The sequence below is a fragment of the Pantoea sp. SJZ147 genome (assembly GCF_007828605.1).
GTDB lineage: Bacteria > Pseudomonadota > Gammaproteobacteria > Enterobacterales > Enterobacteriaceae > Pantoea > Pantoea allii.
Genome location: NZ_VIVB01000008.1, coordinates 93,187 through 117,753, shown reverse-complemented (window position 1 = coordinate 117,753; position 24,567 = coordinate 93,187). Strand labels below are relative to the sequence as shown.

The following is a 24,567-nucleotide window of genomic DNA, read 5'->3' as shown; positions in this document are numbered from 1 at the left end:
GCTATTTCGACGGGCCAGCCGCATAACAGTCAGATCGTCTGCTGAATGCCGGTTATCGGTAAATTTGTTACAGACAGCATCTCTGTTGCGCTGGGCGGGTGACAGATGAACATCACCCGTTTATCGATCCTCTTTCTTCCCGCTGACGGGACGCATTCAGAACCGCGTTTTTTCCCGTTCCATCACCAGACTGAGTGTGGCAGGCAGCAGCGTTAAGGTGACCAGCGTTCCGGTAACCAGACCGCCAATAATGGCGTACGCCATCGGCCCCCAGAACACCTGCTGGGAAATGGGCAACATACCGAATATCGCCGCACAGGCCGTCAGTAATATGGGACGGGCGCGATGGATAGCGGCACTGCGGATAGCCTCGCTATGCGCCATGCCTGCCTGGGTGTTACTGTCCACCTCACTGATCATTATCACCGCGTTACGGATAATCATGCCGGCGAGCGCAATGATCCCCAGCAGCGCAACGAATCCCATTGGCGTACCGCTCGGCAGCATGGCAATAACAATGCCGGGTAAGCCAAAAGGGGCCATCAACAGCGCCAGCAGCATTCTGGAAAAGCGTTTTAACTGCAACATCAACAGGATAAGCATAAAACACAGCGTCACCGGCAATACGGCAAAGACGGAGCTGTTTCCCTTGTTCGATTCTGCAACGGTACCGCCTTCTTCAATGTTATAGCCAGCAGGTAAGGATGCACGAAATGCATCCAGGGCGGGCCTTAACTGGTCTGATACCGTTTCAGCGCGTTGCGTGGGGGCAATATCGGTTTGCACCGTAATGTAAGGCAAGCGCTGACGCCGCCAGATAACCGGATCGTCAAGTTGCCATTTTAATGTCGCGACTTGCCCAAGGGGAATTTTCTGCCCGGAGGCCGTATTCAGCATCAGGCCATTCAAAATATCGGTATTTTGCCGCTCGCGATCGTCTCCCCTTAACACCACATCAATGAGCCGGTTATGGTCGCGGATGGTGGTTACTGTACTGCCAGACATCACAGTATTGAGCATCGAAGCTATGCTTTCCGAAGAGACACCGACCGCACGCGCTGCCGTTTGGTTCACATCAACCTTGATGACCCGTTCTGGCTCGCCTGCGGTCATGTTCACTTCACGTGTATCCGGCGAGCGTGAGATCTGGGCGGCCAGCGTTTCCGCGATGTGACGAACGTTACTGTAATCGGGGCCGGTGACACGGTACTTGAGCGGCCAGCCAACTGGCGGGCCCAGCTCAAGGGGCGAGACGCGCGACGTCACATCACTAAAATCACGCGCCAGAATGCGTTCGAGCTTACGCCGCACTCTGTCTCGCGCTTCAAGGTTCTTCGCCACCACTACCAGCTGTGCCGTGTTTTCATTATCCAGCAAAACTTCCATCGGCAGATAAAAGCGCACGGCACCAGAACCGATATAGCTGGAGAAATGATCGATATCGCTATCGCGGCGCATCACGCTTTCTAGCTGCCCGGTGCGCCGCGCCGTTTCGGTCTGAGAGGCATTAGCCGGCAGCGTCAGGTTCACCAGCAGCTCTGGACGGTCGGACGCGGGGAAGAATTCGCCCTGCATCAGCGTCGTCCCGAACACGCCCATCCCCAGCAGCAGCAGGGCGCTTATTACGGTTGCCCAGCGATAACGTAACGCCTGATCAAGCAGGCGGTGATAAAGCCGTGCCATCCGTCCCGGTTGTTTATGCCTTGCGCCGGCACCCTCGGTCAGCAGCCAGGTTCCCGTAACGGGTGAAAACAGGATAGCGACCACCCAGGAACAGAGCAGGGAAATGAGGACGACTGCAAAGAGTGAGTAACAATATTCACCCGCACTGGACGCCGCAAATCCCACAGGAATAAATCCGGCAATCATCACCAGTGTGCCGGTTAGCATAGGAAAGGCAGTGGTTTTAAATGCATAGGTTGCCGCCTGCCATTTGCTGTCTCCGGCTTCAACGCGCGAAACCATGGTTTCCACCGTGATCATGGCATCATCCACCAGCAACCCGAGCGCAATAATCAACGCGCCCAGCGAAATACGTTGCAAGCCAATCCCTGCAAATGTCATCCCGACAAACGTCATGGCCAGCACCAGCGGAATCGCGGCCGCAACCACCAGCCCGGCACGAAAACCCAGCGAGAAGAATGATATCGCCAGCACAATAATGACCGCTTCCGCCAGCACCCGGACAAACCCACTGACAGCCGTTTTCACCACCGTGGATTGATCGGCGATCTTTATCATATTGATGCCATGAGGTAGCTGGCCGGCAATAACCGTCATCCGTTGATTGAGCGCCTGACCAAACCTGAGCATATTGCCCGCAGGGGCCATGGAGACGGCCAGGCCAATCGCCGGTTCGCCGTTAACACGGAAGGTGGCAGACGGCGGCTGCGCAGGCTGGAGTGTGATTGTCGCGATACTCGACAGCGGGATAAAACGCTGCCCAATACGCAGGGTAACGGCCTTAAGGCTTTCCACCGTCGTCAGCGCACCACTGACGCGAAGCGCGATATTCTCTTTATCGGTGCGTATTTCCCCAGCAGGTGCCACTGCGTTCTGAGCGGTTAAGGCATCGCTCACCTGCTGAAGATTAAGGCCCATGCCGTCCAGTTGCCTGGGCGAAAAGGCGACAACGATCTGTTCTTCCTGTTCACCCAGTAGGGTGATTTTGCCCGTATCGGGCACATCCATCAGGCTACGACGAATCTCATCGACCTTATCACGCAGTTCACGCGGGCTAAATCCGTCGGCGGTAAAACCATAAATCGTGCCAAACGTATCACCAAATTCATCATTAACACTGGGGCCCTGAACCCCTTGCGGAAGGGACGGGGCAATATCCTGTATTTTTTTACGGATTTGATACCAGATAGTCGGCACCTGTGCCGGTGGCGTATCATCGCGCAGATTGACAAATATCACCGACTTCCCGGCGCGCGTTTCACTTTCAATAAAATCCAGCGAAGGCGTTTCCTGAAGTTTCTTTTCCAGCGTATCGGTGACCAGTTGCATGGTGTCCTCGACCGAAGCGCCAGGCCATTGGGCGGACACCACTGCGGTTTTAATGGTAAAGGCCGGATCTTCATTACGGGGCAGATCGATGTAACTGAGTACGCCGGTCGTCATCACCAACAGCATAAAGAAAATGACCAACTGCTGGTGAGCTAATGCCCAGGCGGACAGATTAAATTCGTTCCGATTGCTGTCCGACCTCATTTTTCACTCTCCTCAAGCTGAACGCGTTCACCCGGCAACAGCGTTTTTACACCTGCGGTAACCACGCGCTCACCGGGTTGAACCCCGGCACTGAGATAGATCTGCTGTGCGTCAAAGCGTGCCAGCGTAACGGGCCTGACCTGAATCTGTTGGTTTTGCGTGTTCACCACGAGTACCGCGGGGCGATCCCCGGCCCGCGTCAGTGCACTGGCTGGCAGGGCAATCACCTGGTCGGCTTTTCCAGAGAAAACGCCTAAAACGGTCGAACCCAGTGCCATCGCGGCGGGCGGATCGGTCAGCATAACGCGGAGCCGCCAGGTGCGTGTTTGCGAATCGGCCTGCGGGCTGATATCGCGAAAACGGCCCTCTGCCGTTACGGCGGGGTTTGATAACAGCGCAATCTTAACTGGCGTGGTCGTTGCACTTTCAGAGAGTGTAGGTTCGGCAAGGTCAAAAACGGCATCGCGATCGCCGTCAGCGGCCAGCGTCATTACCGTCTGGGCGGCACTGACGACCTGCCCGGGTTGAACATTCACCGCCGTAATCACGCCAGCCCCTGGCGCAGTAAGCTGTGTCCAGGCCAGATTATCGCGCGCGTTTTTAAGTGCGGCCTCACTGCTCTGGCGACGGGCGACTGCGGCCTGCCAGTCGCCTTGTGCGCTATCTAACTGCGCACGAGAAATGGCCCCGCCCGGCATGAGCAGTTGCATACGGCGGAGTGTGAGAGCGGCAACGTGTTCTGATGCGCGTGCGCTGTTGAGGTCGGCAGTGGCACTGCTGAGCTGATTTTGGGCGGCATTATTCTCTAACGTGGCAAGTACCTGGCCTGCGTTAACGTGCTGACCAATATCGGCGGCTCGGGCAATCACGCGGCCATCCAGCCGGAAGGCTAAGGCAATCTCCTCATGCGCCCGGATTTCGCCCGTCTGCGTCATCAGGCCCCCCGAGGAAAACGGCGGCACCGTTACGGTCCGAACAGGTCGTAGTGTTTCGTCCTGAGCAGGCTTTTCGTCTTTACAGCCTGCAAGCACCAGCATGCCCACCATCACGAACAGTGACGGTACAACATAATTAAAGATGGCAAGGTGACGCAGTGCCTGACGAGCAAAAGAAGGAAAAAAATCTGTCATAACCGGATTCCTTAAATGAGACAGGCTCATTTAACGTGGGTTATGTCCAGAAACCTTTTATGGATCATCAAGAAATGGTCAAGGTGAGCAAAAAATGCCTGACCAGGTTGGCTGACAGGCAGACTCGCGCGGTATTTTACGCAGTCTGCATGGCGTCATGTAAGGGCAGGGTAATGGTAATGTGCAGTCCGCCCTCTGACGGCAGCTGCGCCTGGATATGACCGGCATGAGCCTCAACGATAGCTTTCGCAATGGACAGTCCCAGACCACTGCCGCCGGAATGGCGGGCACGTGAAGACTCTGCCCGGGTAAAACGGTCAAAAATAACGGCTAAAAACTGAGGTTCGACGCCAGGCCCATAATCACGAAACTGCAGGGTGATTGCCGTGGCGGACGCCTGAGCATAAACGGAAATTCGTTTGCCTTCTGCAGCATAGCGCAACGCATTCTCCATCAGAATCGTCACGACCTGACCTAAGCGAGAAGCATCTCCCGTGTAAGGCAGCGATGCGGGCGACTGAACCTCTATTGCTACCTGCCCGGCCTCGGCCTGAAGCGCCAGCCAGGCGGTTCTCTCACGCAATAACTCAGCAAGGTTGAACCGGGTCAGACTCAGGCTGAGCTGACCTGCCTCTGCTAACGACAGTAAATGAAGCTCATCCGTCAGACGACTCAACTGCGTCAGCTGTTTCATGATCATGGAAAACTGCTGGGGTTCGGGTGCAAATACCCCGTCCACAATGCCTTGCAGGCGTCCCATTGCGGCGGTCAAGGGAGAACGCAGTTCATGAGCAATCGCGACATGCGACGCTTTAAGTTCACGTTCGTAACGCACCAGTTGCTGTGTCATCAGGTTGAAGTCTTCTGTAAAACGCACTAACTCTTGCGGCGCGCCATCAACCTGACCGACCGAGGTGCCGAATTTACCCTGTGCAACATCCCGTGCCGCGTGCGCCAGTTGACTAAATTGTTTCGCCAGTGGCAGGGCAAAGCGCAATCCCATCACGACAAAAAAGGGAATAATCACCGCGACCAGCACCGCTACGGTAATCCAGTCCGCAGACGCGATAGAGGGATCGGAGAAGCCGACGCCCCACCACTGATCGACAATTTGATGGAAGCGAGCCGTATCGCGCTCCGGATGCACGCGCAGTCGAGAAAACTCCTCCCACAGCGCGGTTGGCATCCGGTAGTAAACCCAGAGCGTTTGCAGGGCAAACCTCAGCCACATACAGAACGCAATAAGAATGACGCTGCCTAAGCCGAGAATGAGTATACGAATGCAAATCCAGCGCCACATGGAGTCATGGGTTTTCTGCTTCATGGTTGTCTGAACCTGTAACCTACGCTGCGAACGGCGGGTAAAATTTCCGACATCCCTGCAGCTTCAAGTTTGCGACGCAGATTATACACATGCGTATCAACCACCCGCTCAAGGGCATCACTTTCTGGAAGGCAGTTCTCAAGTAAAAATAAACGGCTGAAAGGACGCGTGGGCGCGCGCATCAGGGTAACCAGAATGGAAAATTCCGTTGGCGTCAGATCGAGCCTGTGGACGCCGTTAACCACGGCGGTAAGTGATTCAGGATCAACCTCCAGTCCCGCCCAGCAGAGCTTTTCATCTGGCACTTTCGCCTGCTGTGTGCGACGCAGTACAGCCTGAACACGTGCGACGACCTCTCCGGGATTATAGGGTTTGACGACATAGTCGTCAGCGCCATAACGCAATGCGCCAATCCTGTCGGGCGCTTCCCCCATCGCGGTTACCATGATGACAGGCGTATCACCGCTGCGCCGGATGGCAGCCAAAACTTCGGTGCCATTCATCACCGGGAGCATGACATCCAGCAGAATCAGATCGGGTTGCCAGCGCTGGGCCTGTTCCAGACCGGTCATGCCGTTGCTGGCGATCGCCACGTCATAGCCATCTCGTTTCAGATAGGCTTCAAGTACGCCCGCTGCATCAGCGTCGTCTTCAATAATCAGCACGCGTTTCGTTTTCATTTGGGCCACCTTGACCGTTTCTCCATCGTTTCCTGGGCTTACGTTGACACGTTGTTTTTATACTCCAGCCTGGTCGCGACATCGTCGCCTTAGTGACACAACCTGATGAGATCAAGCAAAGTGATAATAACCGGAAAACATGCGCTTCACATGGTCAGTTTAATGCTGACGTTAAGTGTTCTGGCTAGAACCAAAGGAGGCAATTGCCTCCTTTGGCGCCCCTCGTCATCAGGCACGACAACGATCGTTCCATGAGTCTCTGTAGATAATATTACCCTCCGTATACTTCCAGGTAATTGCCTCATAACGTAATTCGAGTGTTTCCAGATGGGTGCTGCTCATACCTGTAGGGGCAAGGTAAGGGGAAACTGTCGTGATTTTGACGTTTTCCAGGATGATATTGAAATATTCAGACTCAATGCCCGATTCCAGTATTCGGTACATCTTGATCGTTGCTTTTTTCAATGTGCGGCCTTCACAGACGGCGCGATACAAAATAGGTGTCGTTTGGTCAAATTCTTTCACTATCGTGATCGGACTATGAACGCGCGTTCCGGTAAGTTTTCCCCAGCTTGGGTCAACTGGAATAGTGACACCGTGAGAGAATGATTTTAACTCGATAGAACCCAGACGGAGTGGCATCATGCAACTACCGACTATCGGAGATCCGTTCTCATCTTCAAGCCATAAATGTGCGGGTGTAGACATATTATTTCCTTATAAATAAATTTACGATGATGCTAACGTTTGAACTTTACAATCTCACATATTGATAAAACAACCATCACAAATACAAAAAATACGGGGATAAGCCAGATTGGGCTGTCAGGAAAAAACAAACCCTGAACTAAAGCGAAAATTATTGTCAGCACTGACGGGCCATAATACGAGATCAATGATCTGAATACCCGTCTGAAAAACCTTTTAATAAGATTCATCATGATTATCGAATCATCCTGGTGATGATAGCTGCAATATCATCATCCGATGCCCATTGTGCTTTAAACGCCTCAGCCCGCTCAAACAATGGCTCTATGAGGAAGTACATCATTTCTAGTTGTTGCATGTAGAGTGCAGAGTAATAGGCTGGGTATTGGACGTGTAGGCGATGGGCACTATCTGCCGCTTTCTGTACCACGCCGTATATCCCAATAGCCCCTACAACCTCGCCCGCTCTTCGCCCTGCCAGTGCACTGAGTTCAAGACTTAGATTCATGCCTGCTGCGACAAATGATGCTGTTGCCAGAGCAAATCCAGCGTTTGTGAGTGAACTGGCGGCAATATGGATATTAACAGCCATAAGCATTTGTTTGATGCGCTCCAGTTGATCGGGGGTTTTATATTTAAATATTTCTTCGAAATATATTTTAAACATGTCATACGCAACATTGCCATGTTGCAAAAGATAAATAACGCTGTTTTTGAATCGAATGTCTTCGGTCTTTTGTTTCTGGCAGACATCCTGATATTCATCAGTAAAACAGGATGTGTAATACAGTGCTCGCGTTGCACCTGCAGCGATCGTCTCAATCTGATTTGATACGGCTTTTCCTGCACCCGCTAATGCATGGTCGAGTTTTAACGCAAGAATTTTATTAGCCTGAAAATAGCTGATAACTTCATTGCTGTAGTACATAACTGCTCCTTGCTTATTTCATTAAATCCTCTTGCTCATTTTTGTCCAGGGGAAAGCGTCCGATAAACAGTCGGCAGCGAAACGGAAAATAATTCGGCCAGATCGCTTATTGAGTACTCACCGCTTCCGTGCATCCTGCAAAGTTCTTTTTGCTGTTTATCTGACAACTTTGGCTGTTTTCCTCGCCGTTTCCCTTTTGCCCTGGCGATGGCCATACCTTCGCGTGCAGAAAAATGCGCACTGTATGGCCTGATTTTGATGAAGGCCAGCAACTGGAGTATTTGTCGCTTACGTCAGATGAGCTGGCGCTCGCAACCAGCCGCCCCGGAATACTGGCGCAAATTTATTGTATCCTGCAGACGAGTTATTTTAAGGCCAAACATGCTTTCTTTCATTTTCTACCGAAGGATGTGGAAAGTGATTTCGATTTTATGATTCAGCGTTACTTTCGTTAAGTATCACTCACCGACAAAATCATTACCGGTCATCAATATTACGCCCAGCGTAAGCTTACTACCGACTTCTTTGGGTCCCATCAGTGGTCAGGCTCCGTTGGTCCACAGTTGGATGCCCGTGCAGCGCAGATTGTGCGTCGTGATATTACTCCTGGATTTGTTGCCACCGAACTTATCTGCTGGCTGAATGAGAAAACTGTCCGGCCAGGATATTCAACGCTTCAGAAAATCATCAGTAAAGCGCTGTCAACGAACGTTAGCGCCTTTCCGCGATACAGAAACACAAAGTGCACTGAACTCACTCTTCTGCGCGGATGATCCAGAACGTTATAAAAGATGTCTTATCCAGCCTTTAGGCCAGATAAATCAGAACGTTATCATCGATGAGAAACTTCATCTGGACCAGGTTGTCTCCACGCTGGGGATGAAAGACATTACTCAGGGTGCCCTGACCCGCAAATGCCGTATGGCAAGCCCGCAAAATTTTGTCGGCTTCCGGCTCACAACCCTTAATGCGGATCAACATGCCCGTAGCGGATACAGTCAGTACAGTGCCAAGGGGGGTTTTTACGGTACGGATACCAGCGTAACGTGGAGTCACCAGTTTGCGTCAGGATGGGGAACCAGTTTAATCGGCGACTATCGTTGGCTGGATAAAAATGCTGCGGACAGTCCTGTGGTATTCCGTCACAATGATGCCTCTCTGACGGCGGCGATAACCTATTCTTTCTGATAGCGTTTGGACCAACAGCATAAACCTGACTGCTACTGGTCCATCATATCCTGTGACGATTAACTAAACCGTTGAAACAGGCGAGTAAAAGCTTCAGCCTTTATGGCATGCCACACGTTCATAGCCTGTCGGGGATGTTTTTGAAGCGGCTTTGCGCTTTCTGCTATTGATTTTAGGCAGCCAGATTTTGAACTGTTCAGCCAGCAGTCTCGCCTGTTGTTCATCAACTGTACGGCAAATAAACAGCTTGCTCTTGGTTTGATGGGTCACATCAGTGGCGTAAATTTCATAGCTACTGCCGCGCTGATCGTACTCAATATCGGTGAAATGCATGTGTGGCCACAGGCCTGTTCTGACCTCAAACTTACTCAATTCCATATTTGTTACCGTTCTGTTATTACTATGATTAATGTCGTTATCCCTGGTCGGGCCAGTAACTGTAGAACAAATTAGGATTTGTGCCACCGCCGGACAAATTTTTTACCTGACATTCCATTCTGTTGTATAAAATCAACGCATTATCCTCAAATGAAGACGGCTTTTAAGGAGAAAACGATGATTGTAAGAACGTGGCACGGATGCGTTCCGTTAAAACATGCAGAAGGGTTTGCCAGACATCTTCAAAGGACCGGCGTTGAACACGCCAGCGCGACATCGGGAAACAAAGCCGCATTCGTCTATCAGGAAACACAGGGAGAGTGGCAACACTTCTTCCTGGCGACGTACTGGGAGGATTTAACTGCGGTGAAAAATTTGCTGCTGAGAACGACAACGTCGCAGTGACCTGCGTGATGATATGACGTTTGCGCTAACCTCGAATTTCAGTGCTGCGTCTGCTGAAAGTCCGTGCGTTTAACGGCTAAGGTGATCCACCGCCAGGCTGACAAAATCGCAGAAGATAGCCGTCGGGGTCCTGAACCAGGAATTCTTTCTGACATTCATATTGAGCGCCGGTGTGATAACAATTTTCGCGCAGGGGACGAAAGAGGGGCGTTCCGTGCGTAAGCAGTCGATTGTAGAGCGTGTCGATATCCGCTACTTCAATCTGAAAATTGATCCCCCGTCCCAGAGGTCGGGCCAATTTTGCGGTCTGCCAGCCTTCTTCATGCATCTGCTCAATCATTAACTGTGCTTCACCATAACACAAATAGGCGAAGTCCGGCTGAACTCGTCTTATCCTGACTTCCCAGCCGATAACGTCAACATAAAAAGCATAAGACGCGGCAAAGTCCGCGACGGTCAGCTCGGGAACCATAGGGTTCCAGTAGAGAGTATCAACTGCGTTTTCGGCGCACATGGTTACGGGTAACTTTATGTAAATAAATAAAATAATGCGACATGCGTTTTTTTTCAGCAATTGTCACAACGCTATCCGTTTAAATAACAACAGGATTCTGCCGTCTAACTTTCAACGATATGAAAGCCTCTGTCAACCACCGCACATACTGAACCCGCTCCTCAAAAACCTCTTTTTAGTACCTTCACGCAACTGTCAAACATATCTGTTTATTTAAAGTGATTAGTCTGGTAAAAGTGATAAATATCATGTCAATTTGTTAATTACATAAGGTGTTTAATGTTCGGTTAAGGTTGCGGGCGTATGATTTGATACCGGTATGAAATAAAGGTTTTGCTAATAATTTATTTCACCAGGCAGATTTTAATGATTTTGCATGTTTTTCGCAGATTTTGGCGATTTTTGATGAACGTTAAACGACATTTTGTTCATTATTTTATTTCAAAATTGCGCTCAATTTTCTGGAAAAATTGCAAAACAGTTTAAGGATATTACTTAATGGCATTTCTTCCGTTTTCACGACCTTCTTTGGGTGAAGCTGAACTGTCTGCAGTGCGTGATGTGTTTGCATCTGGATGGATTACTACCGGGCCAAAATGTGCCGAACTGGAACGTGCATTCTGCCAGCTGACCGGGAATCAACATGCTATTGCCGTGACGTCTGCAACAGCAGGTATGCACGTGATGTTAATGGCGCTGGGCATCAAGGCAGGTGATGAGGTCATTACCCCTTCGCTGACCTGGGTTTCTACTCTGAACATTATTACCTTGCTGGGCGCAACCCCGGTAATGATTGATATCGACGTTGATAATCTGATGGTAACGCCTGAGGCCATTGAAGCGGCGATAACCCCTAAGACCAAAGCCATCATTCCTGTCCATTACGCCGGCGCGCCTGTCGACATCGATGCCATTTATGCTATCGGTAAACGCCACGGGATTCCGGTCATCGAAGACGCCGCACATGCCGCAGGCACTTACTACAAAGGCCAGCATGTTGGTGGACATGGCAATGCGATTTTTTCTTTCCACGCAATCAAGAATATGACCTGTGCTGAGGGTGGGCTGGTCGTCACGGATGATGCCGCGCTTGCCGATCGAATTCGCAGCCTGAAGTTTCATGGTCTTGGCGTTGATGCCTTTGACAGACAAACCCACGGCCGTCAGCCACAGGCTGAAGTCATCATGCCTGGGTTCAAATACAACCTGCCTGATATCAGCGCAGCTATTGCGCTGGTCCAGCTCGAAAAGTTGCCTGAAATTAACCAGCGCCGTGCGGCCATTGCGCAACGCTATCTGGAGGCGCTCAAAGACACGCCGTTCAAACCGCTGGTTCCGCCAGCCTGGCAGCATCAACATGCCTGGCATCTGTTCATCATTCGTGTTGATGAGCAGGCATGCGGTTTCTCTCGTGATGCGCTGATGCAGAAGCTTAAAGAGCAGGACATTGGAACCGGTCTCCATTTCCGGGCGGCGCATACTCACAAATATTACCGTGAACACTATCCGCACCTATCACTGCCCGCCACTGAGTGGAACAGCGAGCGTATATGTTCGATTCCGTTGTTTCCCGACATGACCGACGATGACGTTGAACGCGTTATCAGCGCACTACGTGGACTGACTGGGGTTTAAATGTTCGACGATAAAGAGATTGAAAAAGTATCGGTGGTTATCCCGGTCTATAACGAGCAGGAGAGTTTACCGGCGTTGATTCAGCGTACCAATGACGCCTGCAAAACCCTTAATCTGGACTATGAAATCCTGCTGGTCGATGACGGTAGCCAGGACGCCTCCGCCGTGATGATTGCGGATGCAGCTTCACTGCCGGACAGCCATATTGTGGCTGTGTTGCTTAACCGAAATTACGGTCAGCACTCTGCCATTATGGCGGGCTTCAGCCATGTCAGCGGTGATTTGATTATCACGCTGGATGCAGATTTACAGAATCCCCCTGAAGAGATCCCGCGTCTGGTTGCTGCCGCTCAGGAAGGCTATGACGTTGTGGGAACCGTGCGCCAGAACCGCCAGGACAGCTGGTTCCGTCGTCAGGCCTCACGCACTATCAATCAGATGATTCAGCGCGTGACCGGCAAATCGATGGGCGATTATGGCTGCATGCTCCGGGCTTACCGCCGCCACATTATCGATGCCATGCTGAATTGCCACGAACGCAGTACGTTCATTCCGATTCTGGCTAACACCTTTGCACGGCGCACCATTGAATTACCCGTGACGCACGCTGAGCGTGAGCATGGCGATTCAAAATACAGCTTTATGCGCTTAATTAACCTGATGTATGACCTGGTGACCTGCCTCACCACCACACCACTGCGCATGCTGAGCGTCCTCGGCAGCCTGATCGCGCTGACGGGGTTTGCCTTTTCCCTGGTGTTGATTCTGCTGCGTTTGTGCTTTGGCGCAGCCTGGGCTGGTGATGGCGTCTTTATGCTGTTTGCCGTGCTGTTCATCTTCATAGGTGCACAGTTTATTGGCATGGGGCTGCTTGGCGAATATATCGGCCGTATCTACAACGATGTCCGTGCCAGACCTCGCTATTTTATTCAACGTGTTATCAATCCTCAGAAAGACCGTTCTGTACAGGAAACCGAGTAATGAAAACTATCGTCTTCGCTTATCACGACATGGGTTGTGCGGGCATCAATGCGCTGTTGAAAGCAGGTTACACCATCAGCGCCATCTATACCCATGCCGACACGGCGTCAGAAAATCACTTTTTTGGCTCAGTGGCGCGAATCGCGGCTGAAAATTCTATCCCGGTTTATGCTCCGGATGAAGTTAACCATCCTCTGTGGATCGATCGCATCAAATCGTCTGAACCCGATGTGATTTTCTCTTTCTATTACCGTAACCTGCTGTGCGATCAGATTCTGAACAGTGCGAAGCAGGGTGCCTTTAACCTTCACGGTTCACTGCTGCCAAAATATCGCGGACGCGCACCGTTAAACTGGGCGCTGGTTAACGGAGAAACCGAAACCGGTGTCACCTTACACCGCATGGTTAAAAAAGCGGATGCGGGCGAGATCATTGCTCAGCAGCGTGTCGCCATCGCCGATGAAGATAACGCACTAACGCTGCACCGCAAACTGGTCGACTGCGCCACTGAGCTGCTGGAAAGCGCGTTGCCTGCCATGAAGCAGGGCAATATCGTCGGCACTGCGCAAAATGAAGCGGAAGCCACCGTAGTGGGTCGCCGCACGCCTGAAGATGGTCGGATTAACTGGGCATTGCCAGCCAGCCAAATCAATAATCTGGTTCGTGCGGTAACTGACCCATGGCCGGGTGCCTTTGCTTTTGCTGGCACCACCAAATTCGTGGTCTGGAAAGCAAAAGTATTATCTACTGCGCATAATGTCCGTCCTGGCACCGTGCTGTCTGCGGAGCCTTTCGTTGTCGCTTGCGGTGAGGGCGCACTGGAGATTCAGACCGGACAGACCGCCAATAGCGTTTACATGAACGGTATCCAGCTGGCTCAGCATCTTGGCATGGTGAATGGCGCGCTGCTGTATTCCCAGGCCGTTGCAGCCGTTAAACGTCGTACGCGTGTATTGATTCTGGGCGTAAACGGCTTTATCGGTAATCATCTGACCGAGCGTCTGTTGCAGGACGATAACTTTGAAGTGTTTGGCCTGGATATCGGTTCAGATGCGATTAGCCGCTTTGTCGGTCATCCGCGCTTCCAGTTCGTTGAAGGCGATATCAGTATTCACTCTGAATGGATCGAATATCACATCAAAAAATGTGATGTCATCCTGCCATTAGTGGCCATCGCGACACCGATCGAATATACCCGTAACCCGCTGCGCGTTTTCGAGCTGGATTTTGAAGAAAACCTCAAAATCGTGCGTGACTGTGTCAAGTACGGCAAACGCATCATTTTCCCATCGACGTCTGAAGTGTACGGCATGTGTACCGATGCAAACTTCGATGAGGATCACTCCAATCTGGTTGTGGGTCCGATTAATAAACAGCGCTGGATTTACTCCGTTTCCAAGCAGCTGCTGGACCGCGTCATCTGGGCTTATGGTGAAAAACAAGGGCTACGCTTTACCCTGTTCCGTCCTTTCAACTGGATGGGCCCGCGCCTGGACAACCTGAATGCGGCGCGCATCGGCAGTTCACGCGCCATCACACAACTGATCTTAAACCTGGTGGAAGGATCGCCGATCAAGCTGTTTGATGGTGGCCGTCAGAAACGTTGCTTTACCGATATCAGCGATGGTGTAGAAGCGCTGTTTAAAATTATTGAGAACAAAAACAATAATTGCGACGGACAAATCATCAACATCGGTAATCCGGATAACGAAGCGAGTATCAAAGAGCTGGCCGAACGCCTGCTGGAAAGCTTTGAACGTCATCCGCTGCGTGCCAGCTTCCCACCGTTTGCCGGTTTCCGTGAAGTGGAAAGCAGCAGCTATTACGGTAAGGGCTATCAGGATGTTGAACACCGTAAGCCATCCATCCGTAATGCAAAACGCCTGCTCGGCTGGACACCAACCGTGGAAATGAACACCACGATTGATAACACACTCGACTTCTTCCTGCGTACCGTTGAGCTTCAGGACGACAAGGAATGAAGAAAGTTGGTCTGCGTGTTGATGTAGATACCTGGCGCGGGACAAAACTTGGCGTCCCCGCGCTCCTGGATCTGTTCAATAAACATGATCTTCAGGCGTCGTTTTTCTTTAGTGTCGGACCCGACAACATGGGACGCCATTTATGGCGTCTGATGAAACCGCGCTTTCTGTGGAAAATGCTGCGCTCACGCGCAGCATCACTTTATGGCTGGGACATTCTGTTAGCCGGAACGGCCTGGCCAGGAAAGCGGATCGGGGCAGGGATGAGCGATATCATTCGCTCAACCGCCGATCGCCATGAGGTCGGTCTGCATGCCTGGGATCATTTTGCCTGGCAAACCTGGGCCGGCGTCTGGAAAGAGCCGCAGCTCATTCAGCAGATTGCCATGGGCCGCGACGCGCTGGAGGCGATAACCGGTCAGCCAGTGACCTGCTCAGCAGTGGCTGGCTGGCGGGCAGATGGTCGGGTTATTCAGGCTAAAGAAACCTTTGGCTTTCAGTACAACAGCGACTGTCGCGGGACGGCACCCTTTCGACCGCAGTTAAGAAACGGCGAACTGGGTACGGTCCAGATCCCCGTCACGTTACCGACATGGGATGAAGTGGTCGGACCCACGCTCAGTGCCGAGCGTTTCAACGATTATATTCTGGAAAAAATCCAGGCTGATCAGGGCACGCCGGTTTATACCATTCATGCCGAAGTGGAAGGTATCAGTCAGCTTGATGCTTTTGATACGTTGTTGCAGCGTGCCCGTGCGCAAGGAATACAGTTTTGTCCGCTGAGCGAACTCTTACCTGAAGACCTTGATACTTTACCTGTGGGTAAGGTTGTTCGTGGTCATATCGCTGGCCGGGAAGGCTGGTTGGGTTGTGAGAATTTAACAAGGTAAGCACCATGACTGCCACCAAAAAGACCCTTTTACTGGTTTCACTTTTTATCCTCTATTATTTAGTTCCTCTGGAGTTCCGTAACCTCTGGCAGCCTGATGAAACACGCTATGCCGAGATCAGCCGTGAAATGCTGCAAAACGGTAACTGGATTACGCCCCACTTCTTTGGTCTACGTTATTTTGAAAAACCTATAGCGGGTTACTGGATCAATACCGTGGGTCAGGCCATTTTTGGTCACAATAACTTTGCGGTCAGGATTGGTTCCGTCTTTTCTGTGCTGATGAGCGCGGTATTACTTTACTGGCTGGGATGCCGTATTTTTGTCCAGCATAGCGTTGCTTTAACGGGCAGCGTCATCTTTTTAACGTCCCTTCTGGTTTACAGCATTGGCAGCTATGCTGTGCTGGACCCGATGCTGACGCTGTGGATGGTGGCTGCCATGTGCAGCTACTGGTTTGCCACTGAGGCGCAAAACACCCGGCAACGTATCGTACGTTACCTGTTGTTGGGGCTGGCCTGCGGCATGGGTTTTATGACCAAAGGTTTTCTGGCGCTGGCCGTGCCGGTACTGGCTATCCTGCCGTGGGCCGTCTGGAATCAGCGTTTCCGCGAACTGATTATCTATGGCCCCCTTGCCATAATCAGTGCGGCGTTAATCAGCGCGCCCTGGGCGATAGCCATTCAGCAACAGCAGCCTGATTTCTGGCATTACTTCTTTTGGGTTGAGCATATTCAGCGGTTTGCCGAAGATAATGCGCAGCACAAAGCCCCTTTCTGGTATTACCTGCCTGTTCTGGTTGCCGGCTCGCTTCCCTGGCTGGCGCTGCTGCCGGGGGCATTGCGGTCGGGCTGGCGTGAACGTAAACAGTCCCCGGGTGCAGTTTATCTTCTGAGTTGGGTTGTTATTCCTCTGGTGTTTTTCAGTATTGCAAAAGGCAAACTGCCAACGTATATCTTGCCCTGCTTTGCGCCACTGGCCTTGCTGATGGCTGAGTATGCCTGGCAAAAGGCCCGCAATCACACGCGCGTGTTTAAAGTCAACGCGTGGATCAATGTCCTCTTTGGTAGCGCCTGCGTCGTGGCGTTGTTAGTGGTCTTTGCGCCCTGGGGATTAAGCCATCGACCTCTTTATGGTTCACACCAACTGCTGGCATTGACGATGGCCGTGCTGTCCTTTGCCGGCTGGGCCATCGTGGGCGTTTTCAGCCTGAAATCGCCACAACATCGTTGGCTGGCCGCGGCACTGTGTCCTTTAACGTTGGCGCTGTGTGTCGGCTCGGCCATCCCTGAAGGGGTTGAAAATACCAAGCAGCCGCAGGTGTTTATTCGCAGTATTGAAAGCAGCCTTGCTAACAGCCGCTATATCTTAAGTGATAATTCGGGTGTGTCATCGGCGATCGCCTGGACAATGAAACGCAGCGATATCATTGCATACAGTGAAAAAGGCGAACTGCAATATGGCTTAAGCTTCCCTGACGCACGATCAGCCTATGTCAGCAGCGAAGATTTCCCCCAGTGGCTTCAGGCGCACCGTAAACAGGGCAATGTCTCGCTTATTATGATGCTGGATCGAGGAGAAGCCACACCAACAGATTTGCCGCCAGCGGATGCCGTTTATCGCAACGGTCGGATGCTTCTGCTGCAATATAACGCGGCGGAGTAGCCATGAGCCTGTTGTTGGTCTTACTGACCAGCCTGCTGACCTGCGCGGGTCAGCTCTGCCAAAAGCAGGCGGCGCGTCAAACAAACCGGGCTAAACTCACCGGCTGGCTGATTGCCAGCCTGGCGATGTTGGGCCTGGGGATGATCGTCTGGTTGTTGGTGCTGCAGCGTTTACCGGTAAGCCTGGCGTACCCGATGCTGAGTATCAACTTCATCTTAGTGGCGCTGGCTGCACGCTTTATCTGGCATGAAAAAATGACCCGCTGGCAATGGGCTGGCACCGTCCTGATTGTCGCGGGCGTCGCTATCATAGGGAGTTATGCATGACGGGCTATCTGCTGGCAATGTGTAGCGTTTTACTGGTGACGGTTGCTCAGTTGATGCTGCGCTGGGCAATGCACCAGTTGCCCGCGTTGTCTCTGCTTATGACGCACTATTCCCTCCACTGGCTACCGCTGCTGGTATTGTGCGGCGGATTAACGGCTTATGCCTGCTCAATGGTGTGCTGGTTTTTAGCATTACGCCATCTACCGCTGAGTCGGGCTTATCCGCTGCTAAGCATCAGTTACGTACTGGTATGGCTCCTGGCTATCAGCCTTCCGCTGTTCGCTGAGCCATTCCATGCAGGCGCGATGGTGGGCGTGTTTCTGATATTGGCCGGATTACTCTGTATGTGCGTTAAACCTGGAAAAACAGGCTGAGCACCGCTCTGTCTCTCGGCAGATAAATCAGCCTTGCTGTTGGCTAATGGCAGGATCATTAGGCGTGCGAAATGGCGGGAGCAAAGCGTCGCTTTGGCCGCGCAGTCTGCATATTCGGATGGAGAAGGGTGCTTTCGCCTGAATGAAGCAGAGAAGGGATTGATCTTCTTTGTTCAACGGGAATCAGACGAACTGGACAGTCATGCTGACTGTAGATGCGTCAGGAAGGTAAACGCCGGCATAAAGCCGGCGTTTGTTTTAGCAAGGATCAGAAAGTCTCCCAGTTACCTTCTGCCGTGCTGGGCTGACGTGGAGAGATCAGCGTCTTAGGTGCAGACTTCGGTGCGCTGTGGCTGATGGCCATACCACTTCTGTTCGCAGGCACACGGAAGACAGCGACGGTTTTCTCCAGCTCTTCCGCCTGAGATTCCAGCGAGCTGGCGGCGGCTGAAGACTCTTCAACCAGCGCGGCGTTTTGCTGCGTTGTCGTATCCATCTCCGTCATGGCCTGAGCGATTTGCGATATTCCACGGTTTTGCTCATCGGAGGCTGCAGCAATTTCACTCATGATGTCTTTCACCTGGGTCACAGACAGCACAATTTCATCCATTGTGCTTCCCGCCTGATCGACCAGCGTTGAGCCTTCGTTAACGCGGTTCAACGAATCACGAATCAGTGTTTCGATTTCCTTCGCCGCAACGGAACTGCGCTGAGCAAGGTTTCTGACTTCGCCTGCCACGACCGCAAAACCACGGCCCTGTTCACCGGCTCGTGCCGCTTCAACGGCCGCGTTGAGTGCCAGAATATTCGTCTGGAAGGAAATCCCATTGATGACGCTGATGATTTCACCAATTTTACCCGAACTGGTCGTAATACCTTGCATGGTGGTGACAACGTTACGGATGATGTCACCGCCTCGCCCAGCGTTCACAGACGCTTCCGTTGCCAGTTGGCTGGCGTGGTGGGCGTTCTCGGCATTTTGCTTCACGGTTGAGGTTAACTCTTCCATGCTGGCCGCAGTTTGCACCACGGCAGCAGACTGCTGTTCAGTGCGCGATGACAAATCCATATTACCGGCGGCGATCTCAGAGGAAGCGCGTGCCACGCTGTTCACACCGTCGCGCACGTTGGTGATGATGTTTTGCAGGCTCTCATTCATCACACTGACGGCCTGCATTAACTGCCCGAGTTCATCACGACGCGTGGTTGAAAGCGTAGCAGTGAGATCGCCTTCAGAGATACGCTGGGCAACGCTCAGGGTTTCTTTTAGCGGAACAGTAATTGAGACGGTGATGCGCCAGGCCACTAACAAGCTAAGCAGAACACAAATAGCCGCAACGATTGCGATCTGGCTTTCAGCGCTACGTAATGCGTCAGCGGATTCAGACGCCTGATAGTTAAAGAGTCCAGCCACATATCCATTCAGCTTTTCTGCTGTAGCACTGAGCTCCGTCGATGCCGTTGATTCCTTACCCATGGCGGCAATGTAATCCACGAAACCCTGTTTAAGTTTCGCTAAATCCGTTTTTTGCGTATTCAACACCGCCTGGATTTCGGGGACAGAAAGCGCTAACAGCTGAGCACGTATCTGTTCGACAGAGGTAATGTTGCCATAAATTTCGGTCTTGCTGGACTCACTGGGTTTATCAATAAAGCGTTCTACATCACCCGCAATTTCCTTGAGGAGTGAGGCCAACCGCAATACCTGTAGCATCGCTTCGGGCTGAGCGGAAAGATTCAGCCCATCAAGGCTTTGTCCAAGAGAGAGGAGATCATTATCCTGAATCAACGTAGCCGCCGCTGAGGAGCTTTTCGCCGCACTGTAAAATGCCTGCCGCAGCGTCTGATAGTTTTGTATAGCAGTGCCTAATACACTGAGTTGTTCTTTGCCTTCGGTGTTCCAGTCAAAATTTTTCAGCTTATCAAAGTGGGTACTTAGCTGGTTGAGCGCACTGGCGTTAACCTGAGCATATTGATCATCTTTAGTATATTGATACAGCAGACGGTTCGTGCGTGCCTTGCTGAGAGCATTGACCATATCAACAGTAATATCTTGTTTTGCTGCATTCTCTTTGATGCTTTGAAAGCCTTTGAACGCTAAGAGAGCAATAGCCAGAGTGGCAACAATCAGCACACAAAAACTCAATCCCAGCTTTTTACCCATTTTCATATCGGAAAACGTACGCGTAATAGACATAATTTCACCCTGATAGGCCGATACAGAATTATTATTTTGCAGCCTGTTTTTAAACCACACTGCTTAATAAAACTTATCGACTGCCACAATGAAAACTTTAAAGACATTTTGAAATATAAATTCACAATTGTGACATGGATGCATTTATGTGGATTTTTATGGCTATTTCAGGCTTTGGTGTTAATAGTAAGGGCCAGGATAGTTAGGGAACGAATAATTTATGGCGGATTTTTGCTGACATACTTTTACATTTATGGCCAATGCAAGCATAAATATTTAATATGATTTTAAGCGGAAACTCAACTAATAATTATATTAATATCAATAACATAAATATAAATCCGCGCTCCATCAGTAAATTAACAGCTTAAAGGCTTAATAATCACTGGCGAAACCGAATCATCCACAAAAGATACGTTAACCTCTCTTAACATGTGTTAGCTGTTATGTAGCATTCTGGTTATAATTTGTATTAGTTAATTACAGAGATTAAATAATATTTCACCGACACTCCATCAATGAGAGGGACGTTTAATCTGATTAATCTTTTTCAACTATTTGGAAACAGGCTAACCAAACATGCAATATATGACCTTTCTTCTTGCTGCGTTAATTTTTTGCGGCTCTGCTGCTGCGGCCCCGTCGGCGTCAGAACCCGTTTCGCAACTCTCGCGTGCGCTTCATGAGAGAATGTTATTAATGAAGGATGTCGCCGCCTTCAAAAAAACCCACAATAAGCCGATTGAAGACCTGGCGCGAGAGCAGGATGTACTGGCAGAAGCCAAGGAGAAATCGGCACAAGCCGGGCTTGATCCGCAGTCCGTAACGGTGTTTTTTCAGGGTTTAATGGATGCCAGCAAAGCGATTCAGTATCGCTATCTGGCTGACTGGTTGGGCGCACCTCATTCCGTGCCGCCCGCAAAAGATCTGGCAGACCTGAGGAAGCAAATTAATCTGTTAGACGGACAAATTTTGCAAGCCATCAATCAGCAACTGTCACAGGGTGGTTTCACAAAAGATGAGCTGACCCATCTGCATCAGCAACTCAACGTCCAGCATCTGGCGGATAACGATATCAACCACGTTTTACAGGGGCTTGAGCAAATCAAACTCAAAGGCTAACGCGTCGCAACGGGCCGACAAGCACGTTGAATACTTATGAACGCCTTCTCATACTTTTCGCAATGCCATCGTTAACACGCTATCCGCCCGTTAAGGCGGATAGCGTAAAATGTCGCCCGGTTAATTAGCCTGGCGGCTCTTATCACTTATTGTCCTAAATCGTAAATAGCGCGCCTTATCATGCTCAGCCTGTCGGGCGAGATAACGTACCCGGAAAATATCGTGCCGCGTGATCACCCCAACCACCTTGCCAGATTGTGGCACCGTCACGACGACAATACCGATTTCCTGATCTGCAATCTGGCTGCACAACGTATCCGGGCAGATACTGACAGGTTTTTCATCTTCCACCAGATCTTGCCAACGACTGTCTGGTGACTTGTTCTGCCTTTGCCAGTGAGTCCTGTCTTTACGCGACACTACAGATAAAAACACGACCATCGGGTAATGATGATGTGCATGGCGATCTGACATCCGTTCAATGACCTCACTCAGCGTGAGCGATGCATCCAACGTCGCGGGCGACGTTGACATAATTTGCCGGGCTTTTGTGGTTTCTGGCGTATCGGTCGTATATTCCTGCTCGATGTGCGTGCGATGACACCGATGATAAGACGGTGCGGCCAGAATATGCAGCGCGTTGGCATTTCCCGACATCGGGTTTTCAGCAAATGAAAACTGTTTGTACCAGAACACATTCGTCATCAGTGCAATGAGCTTAAGCAAGGCAATGGCACCGAAAGCACCACCCATGCCTGGCAGCAATCCCCTTAAAGTCAGTATAATGACGCGTTTCGTTACAGTGTGGTCGGCTAATTTGAGCCTGGCAGGTAATTCACAGCGAGCTCCTGCATAATGTCTTCCTGAGCAAGGTAAAGGCGGGGAACTTACATCGCATCGCGACCTGGATTAAATGACAAAAGGTTATTGCATGTCACAGCCGAAGATGAAAGATGCTGATTACGCCTTACTGGCAAACTTCCGCGCGACGTTACGCACGTTTATCGCGTTTAGTGAAAGTCAGGCTCGCAGCGTTGGGGTACGTTGCCGAGCGGCTGATTTTAAAACCACACAGCGCATCAGGACTGATTAGTCGGCTGGAGGAAGCGGGGTTGATTACCCGCGAAGCGGATGCCGCCGATCAACGTAGGATGGCCCTAAAATTAACGCCTCAGGCAGAAGTCTTGCTTGAGGCGCTGTCTCTGGCGCATATAGAAGAGTTGAAAACCTTAAAGCCCTTGCTGGTGAATCTGGTCGATGATTTTGGTGGCTAAAACAGTCTCAAACGTGGCGGCAGAATAGCGGCGTGTTTCACCGTAAACAGTCTATATATTTCTGTGCAGATTGCATCACGACCTGTTTCGCATTGGGCGCAATGTCGCGTCCTTCAAACGCACTGTAAAGTCGTTCGAAATCATAGGGCTCAAGGCGGGCGGCGATGTCGCTGATTTTAGCCGCCGGCAAAGGGAGCATATTGGGGTAACTCCACATAAAGGAGACGGCGTTCGCGCCAGCCGTGACCTGCACAACATCGCCTGACAGTAAGACGCCATCGTCTTTCGCCCAGTGCAGCACCGTGCCACCGTCGAAATGCCCTCCTAAACGTAACAGTGTCACTTCAGGCATGATTTCTTTGGCCTCGCCCTCCCATAACCGCAGGTACGGACTGTCGCGCATAATCCACTCGCTATCGCTGGCGTGCAGATAAATCGGCGCATCAAAAGCCGCCGCCCAGTCTTGCATCGTGCTGTAGTAATGAGGATGAGAAATGGCAATCGCACTAAGGCCGCCAAGTGCGCGAACAATATCAATCGTTGCATCATCAAGGTTAGGAATACAGTCCCAGAGGACGTTGCCCTGTGTGCCTTTCACTAAAAAAGCGCGCTGATCGATGGCAAATCCTGGCACCGTTTTCAGGCTCAACAAGGCTTTTTCATGCTGATACCATTTATTGCTGTGGCCTGCGTGCAGTGCCTCAGGTGAAATCCATTGTTGCCCCTGTTTAGGGACATACTGACGTTCATCTTCACAAATTTTACAGTGCGCGATCTGAACATCCAGCTGTTGATAAGACGTGCCGCATGTGAGGCAAATTTTAATCATCACGGTCGCTCCCGTTAACCATTCAGATTAATTTTAGCGTTTTTACCCGGTGCAGGTTTCAATTTGTGCGAGGACAGACGTCTAAAAACATGCCGGGCTGTATATCAAAAAGTCGCTGCCGTTCAGACTAAACCGTCCCACTTCACGCATTCCAAGGCGCTGGTGAGCCTGAATGGAATGATAATTGTCAGCCTGAATAAACAGAACGGGGGCTTTATTACCGTAATATCGGCACATTTCATCGTACAAACCCGTCAGTAAGCCCTGACCACGGGCGGCCGTGCTGATGCAGACCGGGCCGTAAATCCAGCACTGCTGCGCGGGCGGCCAGGCACGAAGCATCGTTTTCACGATCTCCGGACCTTGCTGGAACGATGTGGTGCTAAATAACACGCCGGCGATCCCAGAAGCGGATTGCGCGACCACCACAAAGGCCCCCGGATGATTCAACATCCCGGCAACCTTTTCGCCAGGAAAATCCCCGTTCAGCGTTCCGCCATTCCCCGCTGAGTTTTCCTGAAGCAGGGCAGTGATGCCTGCCAGGTCCTGCGACGTTGCTTGCCTGATGACATATTTATCCGAACTGACCATGCTCTCTCCCTCCTGAACCGGTGTTGCGGTGGCGTGTTATCACGCCTACCTCTTCGATGTGTTCCCTACTGTATCCCACGTCGCCCGCGACCATTTTAACAATGTCACGTTTACTGCCGTCAGCAGGCAATGGCGGCGCGCTGGATTGGCGCTATGTGATTTTGCAGGATGTACCTGTGGAGGCGGAATATAAAGCCAGCTAACACATTCTCATAAAAAACCTGCTTCTAA

General features: G+C 51.2%; 22 protein-coding genes and 3 pseudogenes. 12 read left to right on the top strand and 13 right to left on the bottom strand.

Annotated features, from left to right (window positions below; genetic code table 11):
* Nucleotides 1-156: 156 nt before the first annotated feature.
* From FBY13_RS13195 to FBY13_RS13155, 7 genes and pseudogenes are all read right to left on the bottom strand, one after another.
* Nucleotides 157-3,216: an efflux RND transporter permease subunit gene (locus FBY13_RS13195; RefSeq protein WP_145394373.1), complete on the bottom strand. Its 3,060-nt coding sequence runs from the start codon at nt 3,214-3,216 to the stop codon at nt 157-159.
* The gene (locus tag FBY13_RS13190; protein ID WP_145394372.1) at nt 3,213-4,346 is read right to left on the bottom strand and encodes an efflux RND transporter periplasmic adaptor subunit; all 1,134 of its coding nucleotides are present in this window, start codon (nt 4,344-4,346) and stop codon (nt 3,213-3,215) included. The genes FBY13_RS13195 and FBY13_RS13190 overlap by 4 nt, the downstream gene beginning before the upstream one ends.
* Before the next feature lie 136 nt (nt 4,347-4,482).
* The gene (locus FBY13_RS13185; RefSeq protein ID WP_145394371.1) at nt 4,483-5,670 is read right to left on the bottom strand and encodes a cell wall metabolism sensor histidine kinase WalK; all 1,188 of its coding nucleotides are present in this window, start codon (nt 5,668-5,670) and stop codon (nt 4,483-4,485) included.
* Nucleotides 5,667-6,350 (bottom strand): response regulator, encoded by a 684-nt coding sequence (locus FBY13_RS13180; RefSeq protein WP_096011606.1) that lies wholly within the window; start codon nt 6,348-6,350, stop codon nt 5,667-5,669. Before FBY13_RS13180 ends, FBY13_RS13185 begins: the two co-directional genes overlap by 4 nt.
* A gap of 228 nt (nt 6,351-6,578) precedes the next feature.
* The gene (locus tag FBY13_RS13170) at nt 6,579-7,058 is read right to left on the bottom strand and encodes a type VI secretion system tube protein TssD (RefSeq protein WP_063876917.1); all 480 of its coding nucleotides are present in this window, start codon (nt 7,056-7,058) and stop codon (nt 6,579-6,581) included.
* Between the two features lie 235 nt (nt 7,059-7,293).
* Complete coding sequence (locus FBY13_RS13160; RefSeq protein WP_145394369.1) at nt 7,294-7,986, bottom strand: hypothetical protein; 693 nt, start codon at nt 7,984-7,986, stop codon at nt 7,294-7,296.
* Nucleotides 7,987-8,021: 35 nt separating this feature from the next.
* A pseudogene (locus FBY13_RS13155) lies at nt 8,022-8,210 on the bottom strand (helix-turn-helix domain-containing protein); the annotation flags it as partial.
* A gap of 9 nt (nt 8,211-8,219) precedes the next feature.
* Between FBY13_RS13155 and FBY13_RS23745 the strand changes: the two are divergent.
* Nucleotides 8,220-8,624: pseudogene (locus FBY13_RS23745) on the top strand (DUF4158 domain-containing protein); the annotation flags it as partial.
* Between the two features lie 4 nt (nt 8,625-8,628).
* Nucleotides 8,629-9,174 (top strand): MipA/OmpV family protein, encoded by a 546-nt coding sequence (locus FBY13_RS23905; protein ID WP_370513218.1) that lies wholly within the window; start codon nt 8,629-8,631, stop codon nt 9,172-9,174.
* Nucleotides 9,175-9,267: 93 nt separating this feature from the next.
* Here the strand turns inward: FBY13_RS23905 and FBY13_RS13135 are convergent, their stop codons facing one another.
* Nucleotides 9,268-9,552, bottom strand: coding sequence for a hypothetical protein (locus FBY13_RS13135; protein ID WP_063876912.1), 285 nt, complete (start codon nt 9,550-9,552; stop codon nt 9,268-9,270).
* 177 nt (nt 9,553-9,729) lie between these two features.
* Here FBY13_RS13135 and FBY13_RS13130 point away from each other — a divergent pair.
* Nucleotides 9,730-9,959: pseudogene (locus FBY13_RS13130) on the top strand (hypothetical protein); the annotation flags it as partial.
* Between the two features lie 74 nt (nt 9,960-10,033).
* Here the strand turns inward: FBY13_RS13130 and FBY13_RS13125 are convergent.
* The gene (locus FBY13_RS13125) at nt 10,034-10,429 is read right to left on the bottom strand and encodes a VOC family protein (protein WP_145394367.1); all 396 of its coding nucleotides are present in this window, start codon (nt 10,427-10,429) and stop codon (nt 10,034-10,036) included.
* A 540-nt stretch (nt 10,430-10,969) separates the two neighbouring features.
* On the opposite strand from FBY13_RS13125, the gene arnB reads away from it, so the two are divergent.
* Genes arnB through arnF form a run of 7 tightly spaced genes read left to right on the top strand, consistent with a single transcriptional unit; the run spans nt 10,970 to nt 18,323 of the window.
* The gene (arnB, locus tag FBY13_RS13120) at nt 10,970-12,106 is read left to right on the top strand and encodes a UDP-4-amino-4-deoxy-L-arabinose aminotransferase (protein WP_145394366.1); all 1,137 of its coding nucleotides are present in this window, start codon (nt 10,970-10,972) and stop codon (nt 12,104-12,106) included.
* A complete protein-coding gene (gene arnC, locus FBY13_RS13115; protein ID WP_096011598.1) occupies nt 12,107-13,087 on the top strand; it encodes an undecaprenyl-phosphate 4-deoxy-4-formamido-L-arabinose transferase in 981 nt (326 codons plus the stop codon).
* Entirely contained in the window at nt 13,087-15,069 is a 1,983-nt protein-coding gene (gene arnA / locus FBY13_RS13110) for a bifunctional UDP-4-amino-4-deoxy-L-arabinose formyltransferase/UDP-glucuronic acid oxidase ArnA (protein WP_063876908.1), read from the top strand. The genes arnC and arnA overlap by 1 nt, the downstream gene beginning before the upstream one ends.
* Complete coding sequence (gene arnD / locus FBY13_RS13105; protein ID WP_063876907.1) at nt 15,066-15,959, top strand: 4-deoxy-4-formamido-L-arabinose-phosphoundecaprenol deformylase; 894 nt, start codon at nt 15,066-15,068, stop codon at nt 15,957-15,959. Before arnA ends, arnD begins: the two co-directional genes overlap by 4 nt.
* 5 nt (nt 15,960-15,964) lie before the next feature.
* Entirely contained in the window at nt 15,965-17,623 is a 1,659-nt protein-coding gene (arnT, locus tag FBY13_RS13100) for a lipid IV(A) 4-amino-4-deoxy-L-arabinosyltransferase (protein WP_145394365.1), read from the top strand.
* A 2-nt stretch (nt 17,624-17,625) separates the two neighbouring features.
* On the top strand, nt 17,626-17,949 hold the full coding sequence (gene arnE / locus FBY13_RS13095; protein WP_063876905.1) for a 4-amino-4-deoxy-L-arabinose-phosphoundecaprenol flippase subunit ArnE: 324 nt from the start codon (nt 17,626-17,628) through the stop codon (nt 17,947-17,949).
* Nucleotides 17,946-18,323, top strand: a complete 378-nt coding sequence (gene arnF / locus FBY13_RS13090) for a 4-amino-4-deoxy-L-arabinose-phosphoundecaprenol flippase subunit ArnF (protein WP_145394364.1) — start codon at nt 17,946-17,948, stop codon at nt 18,321-18,323. The genes arnE and arnF overlap by 4 nt, the downstream gene beginning before the upstream one ends.
* A gap of 268 nt (nt 18,324-18,591) precedes the next feature.
* On the opposite strand, the gene FBY13_RS13085 is transcribed toward arnF, so the two are convergent.
* Nucleotides 18,592-20,520 carry a methyl-accepting chemotaxis protein gene (locus FBY13_RS13085; RefSeq protein ID WP_145394363.1) on the bottom strand — a complete coding sequence of 643 codons (1,929 nt, stop codon included), beginning with the start codon at nt 20,518-20,520 and terminating at the stop codon, nt 18,592-18,594.
* Nucleotides 20,521-21,099: 579 nt separating this feature from the next.
* Between FBY13_RS13085 and FBY13_RS13080 the strand changes: the two genes are divergently transcribed.
* A complete protein-coding gene (locus tag FBY13_RS13080; RefSeq protein WP_145394362.1) occupies nt 21,100-21,642 on the top strand; it encodes a chorismate mutase in 543 nt (180 codons plus the stop codon).
* A gap of 120 nt (nt 21,643-21,762) precedes the next feature.
* Here FBY13_RS13080 and FBY13_RS13075 read toward each other — a convergent pair whose 3' ends face one another.
* The gene (locus tag FBY13_RS13075; RefSeq protein ID WP_145394361.1) at nt 21,763-22,395 is read right to left on the bottom strand and encodes an HPP family protein; all 633 of its coding nucleotides are present in this window, start codon (nt 22,393-22,395) and stop codon (nt 21,763-21,765) included.
* A gap of 200 nt (nt 22,396-22,595) precedes the next feature.
* Between FBY13_RS13075 and FBY13_RS13070 the strand changes: the two genes are divergently transcribed.
* The gene (locus FBY13_RS13070) at nt 22,596-22,916 is read left to right on the top strand and encodes a MarR family winged helix-turn-helix transcriptional regulator (RefSeq protein WP_255474491.1); all 321 of its coding nucleotides are present in this window, start codon (nt 22,596-22,598) and stop codon (nt 22,914-22,916) included.
* Nucleotides 22,917-22,953: 37 nt separating this feature from the next.
* Here FBY13_RS13070 and FBY13_RS13065 read toward each other — a convergent pair whose 3' ends face one another.
* Together FBY13_RS13065 and FBY13_RS13060 are read right to left on the bottom strand one after the other, a co-directional pair.
* Entirely contained in the window at nt 22,954-23,745 is a 792-nt protein-coding gene (locus tag FBY13_RS13065; protein WP_109717654.1) for an MBL fold metallo-hydrolase, read from the bottom strand.
* Nucleotides 23,746-23,826: 81 nt separating this feature from the next.
* The gene (locus tag FBY13_RS13060) at nt 23,827-24,336 is read right to left on the bottom strand and encodes a GNAT family N-acetyltransferase (protein ID WP_145394360.1); all 510 of its coding nucleotides are present in this window, start codon (nt 24,334-24,336) and stop codon (nt 23,827-23,829) included.
* Nucleotides 24,337-24,567: the final 231 nt, after the last annotated feature.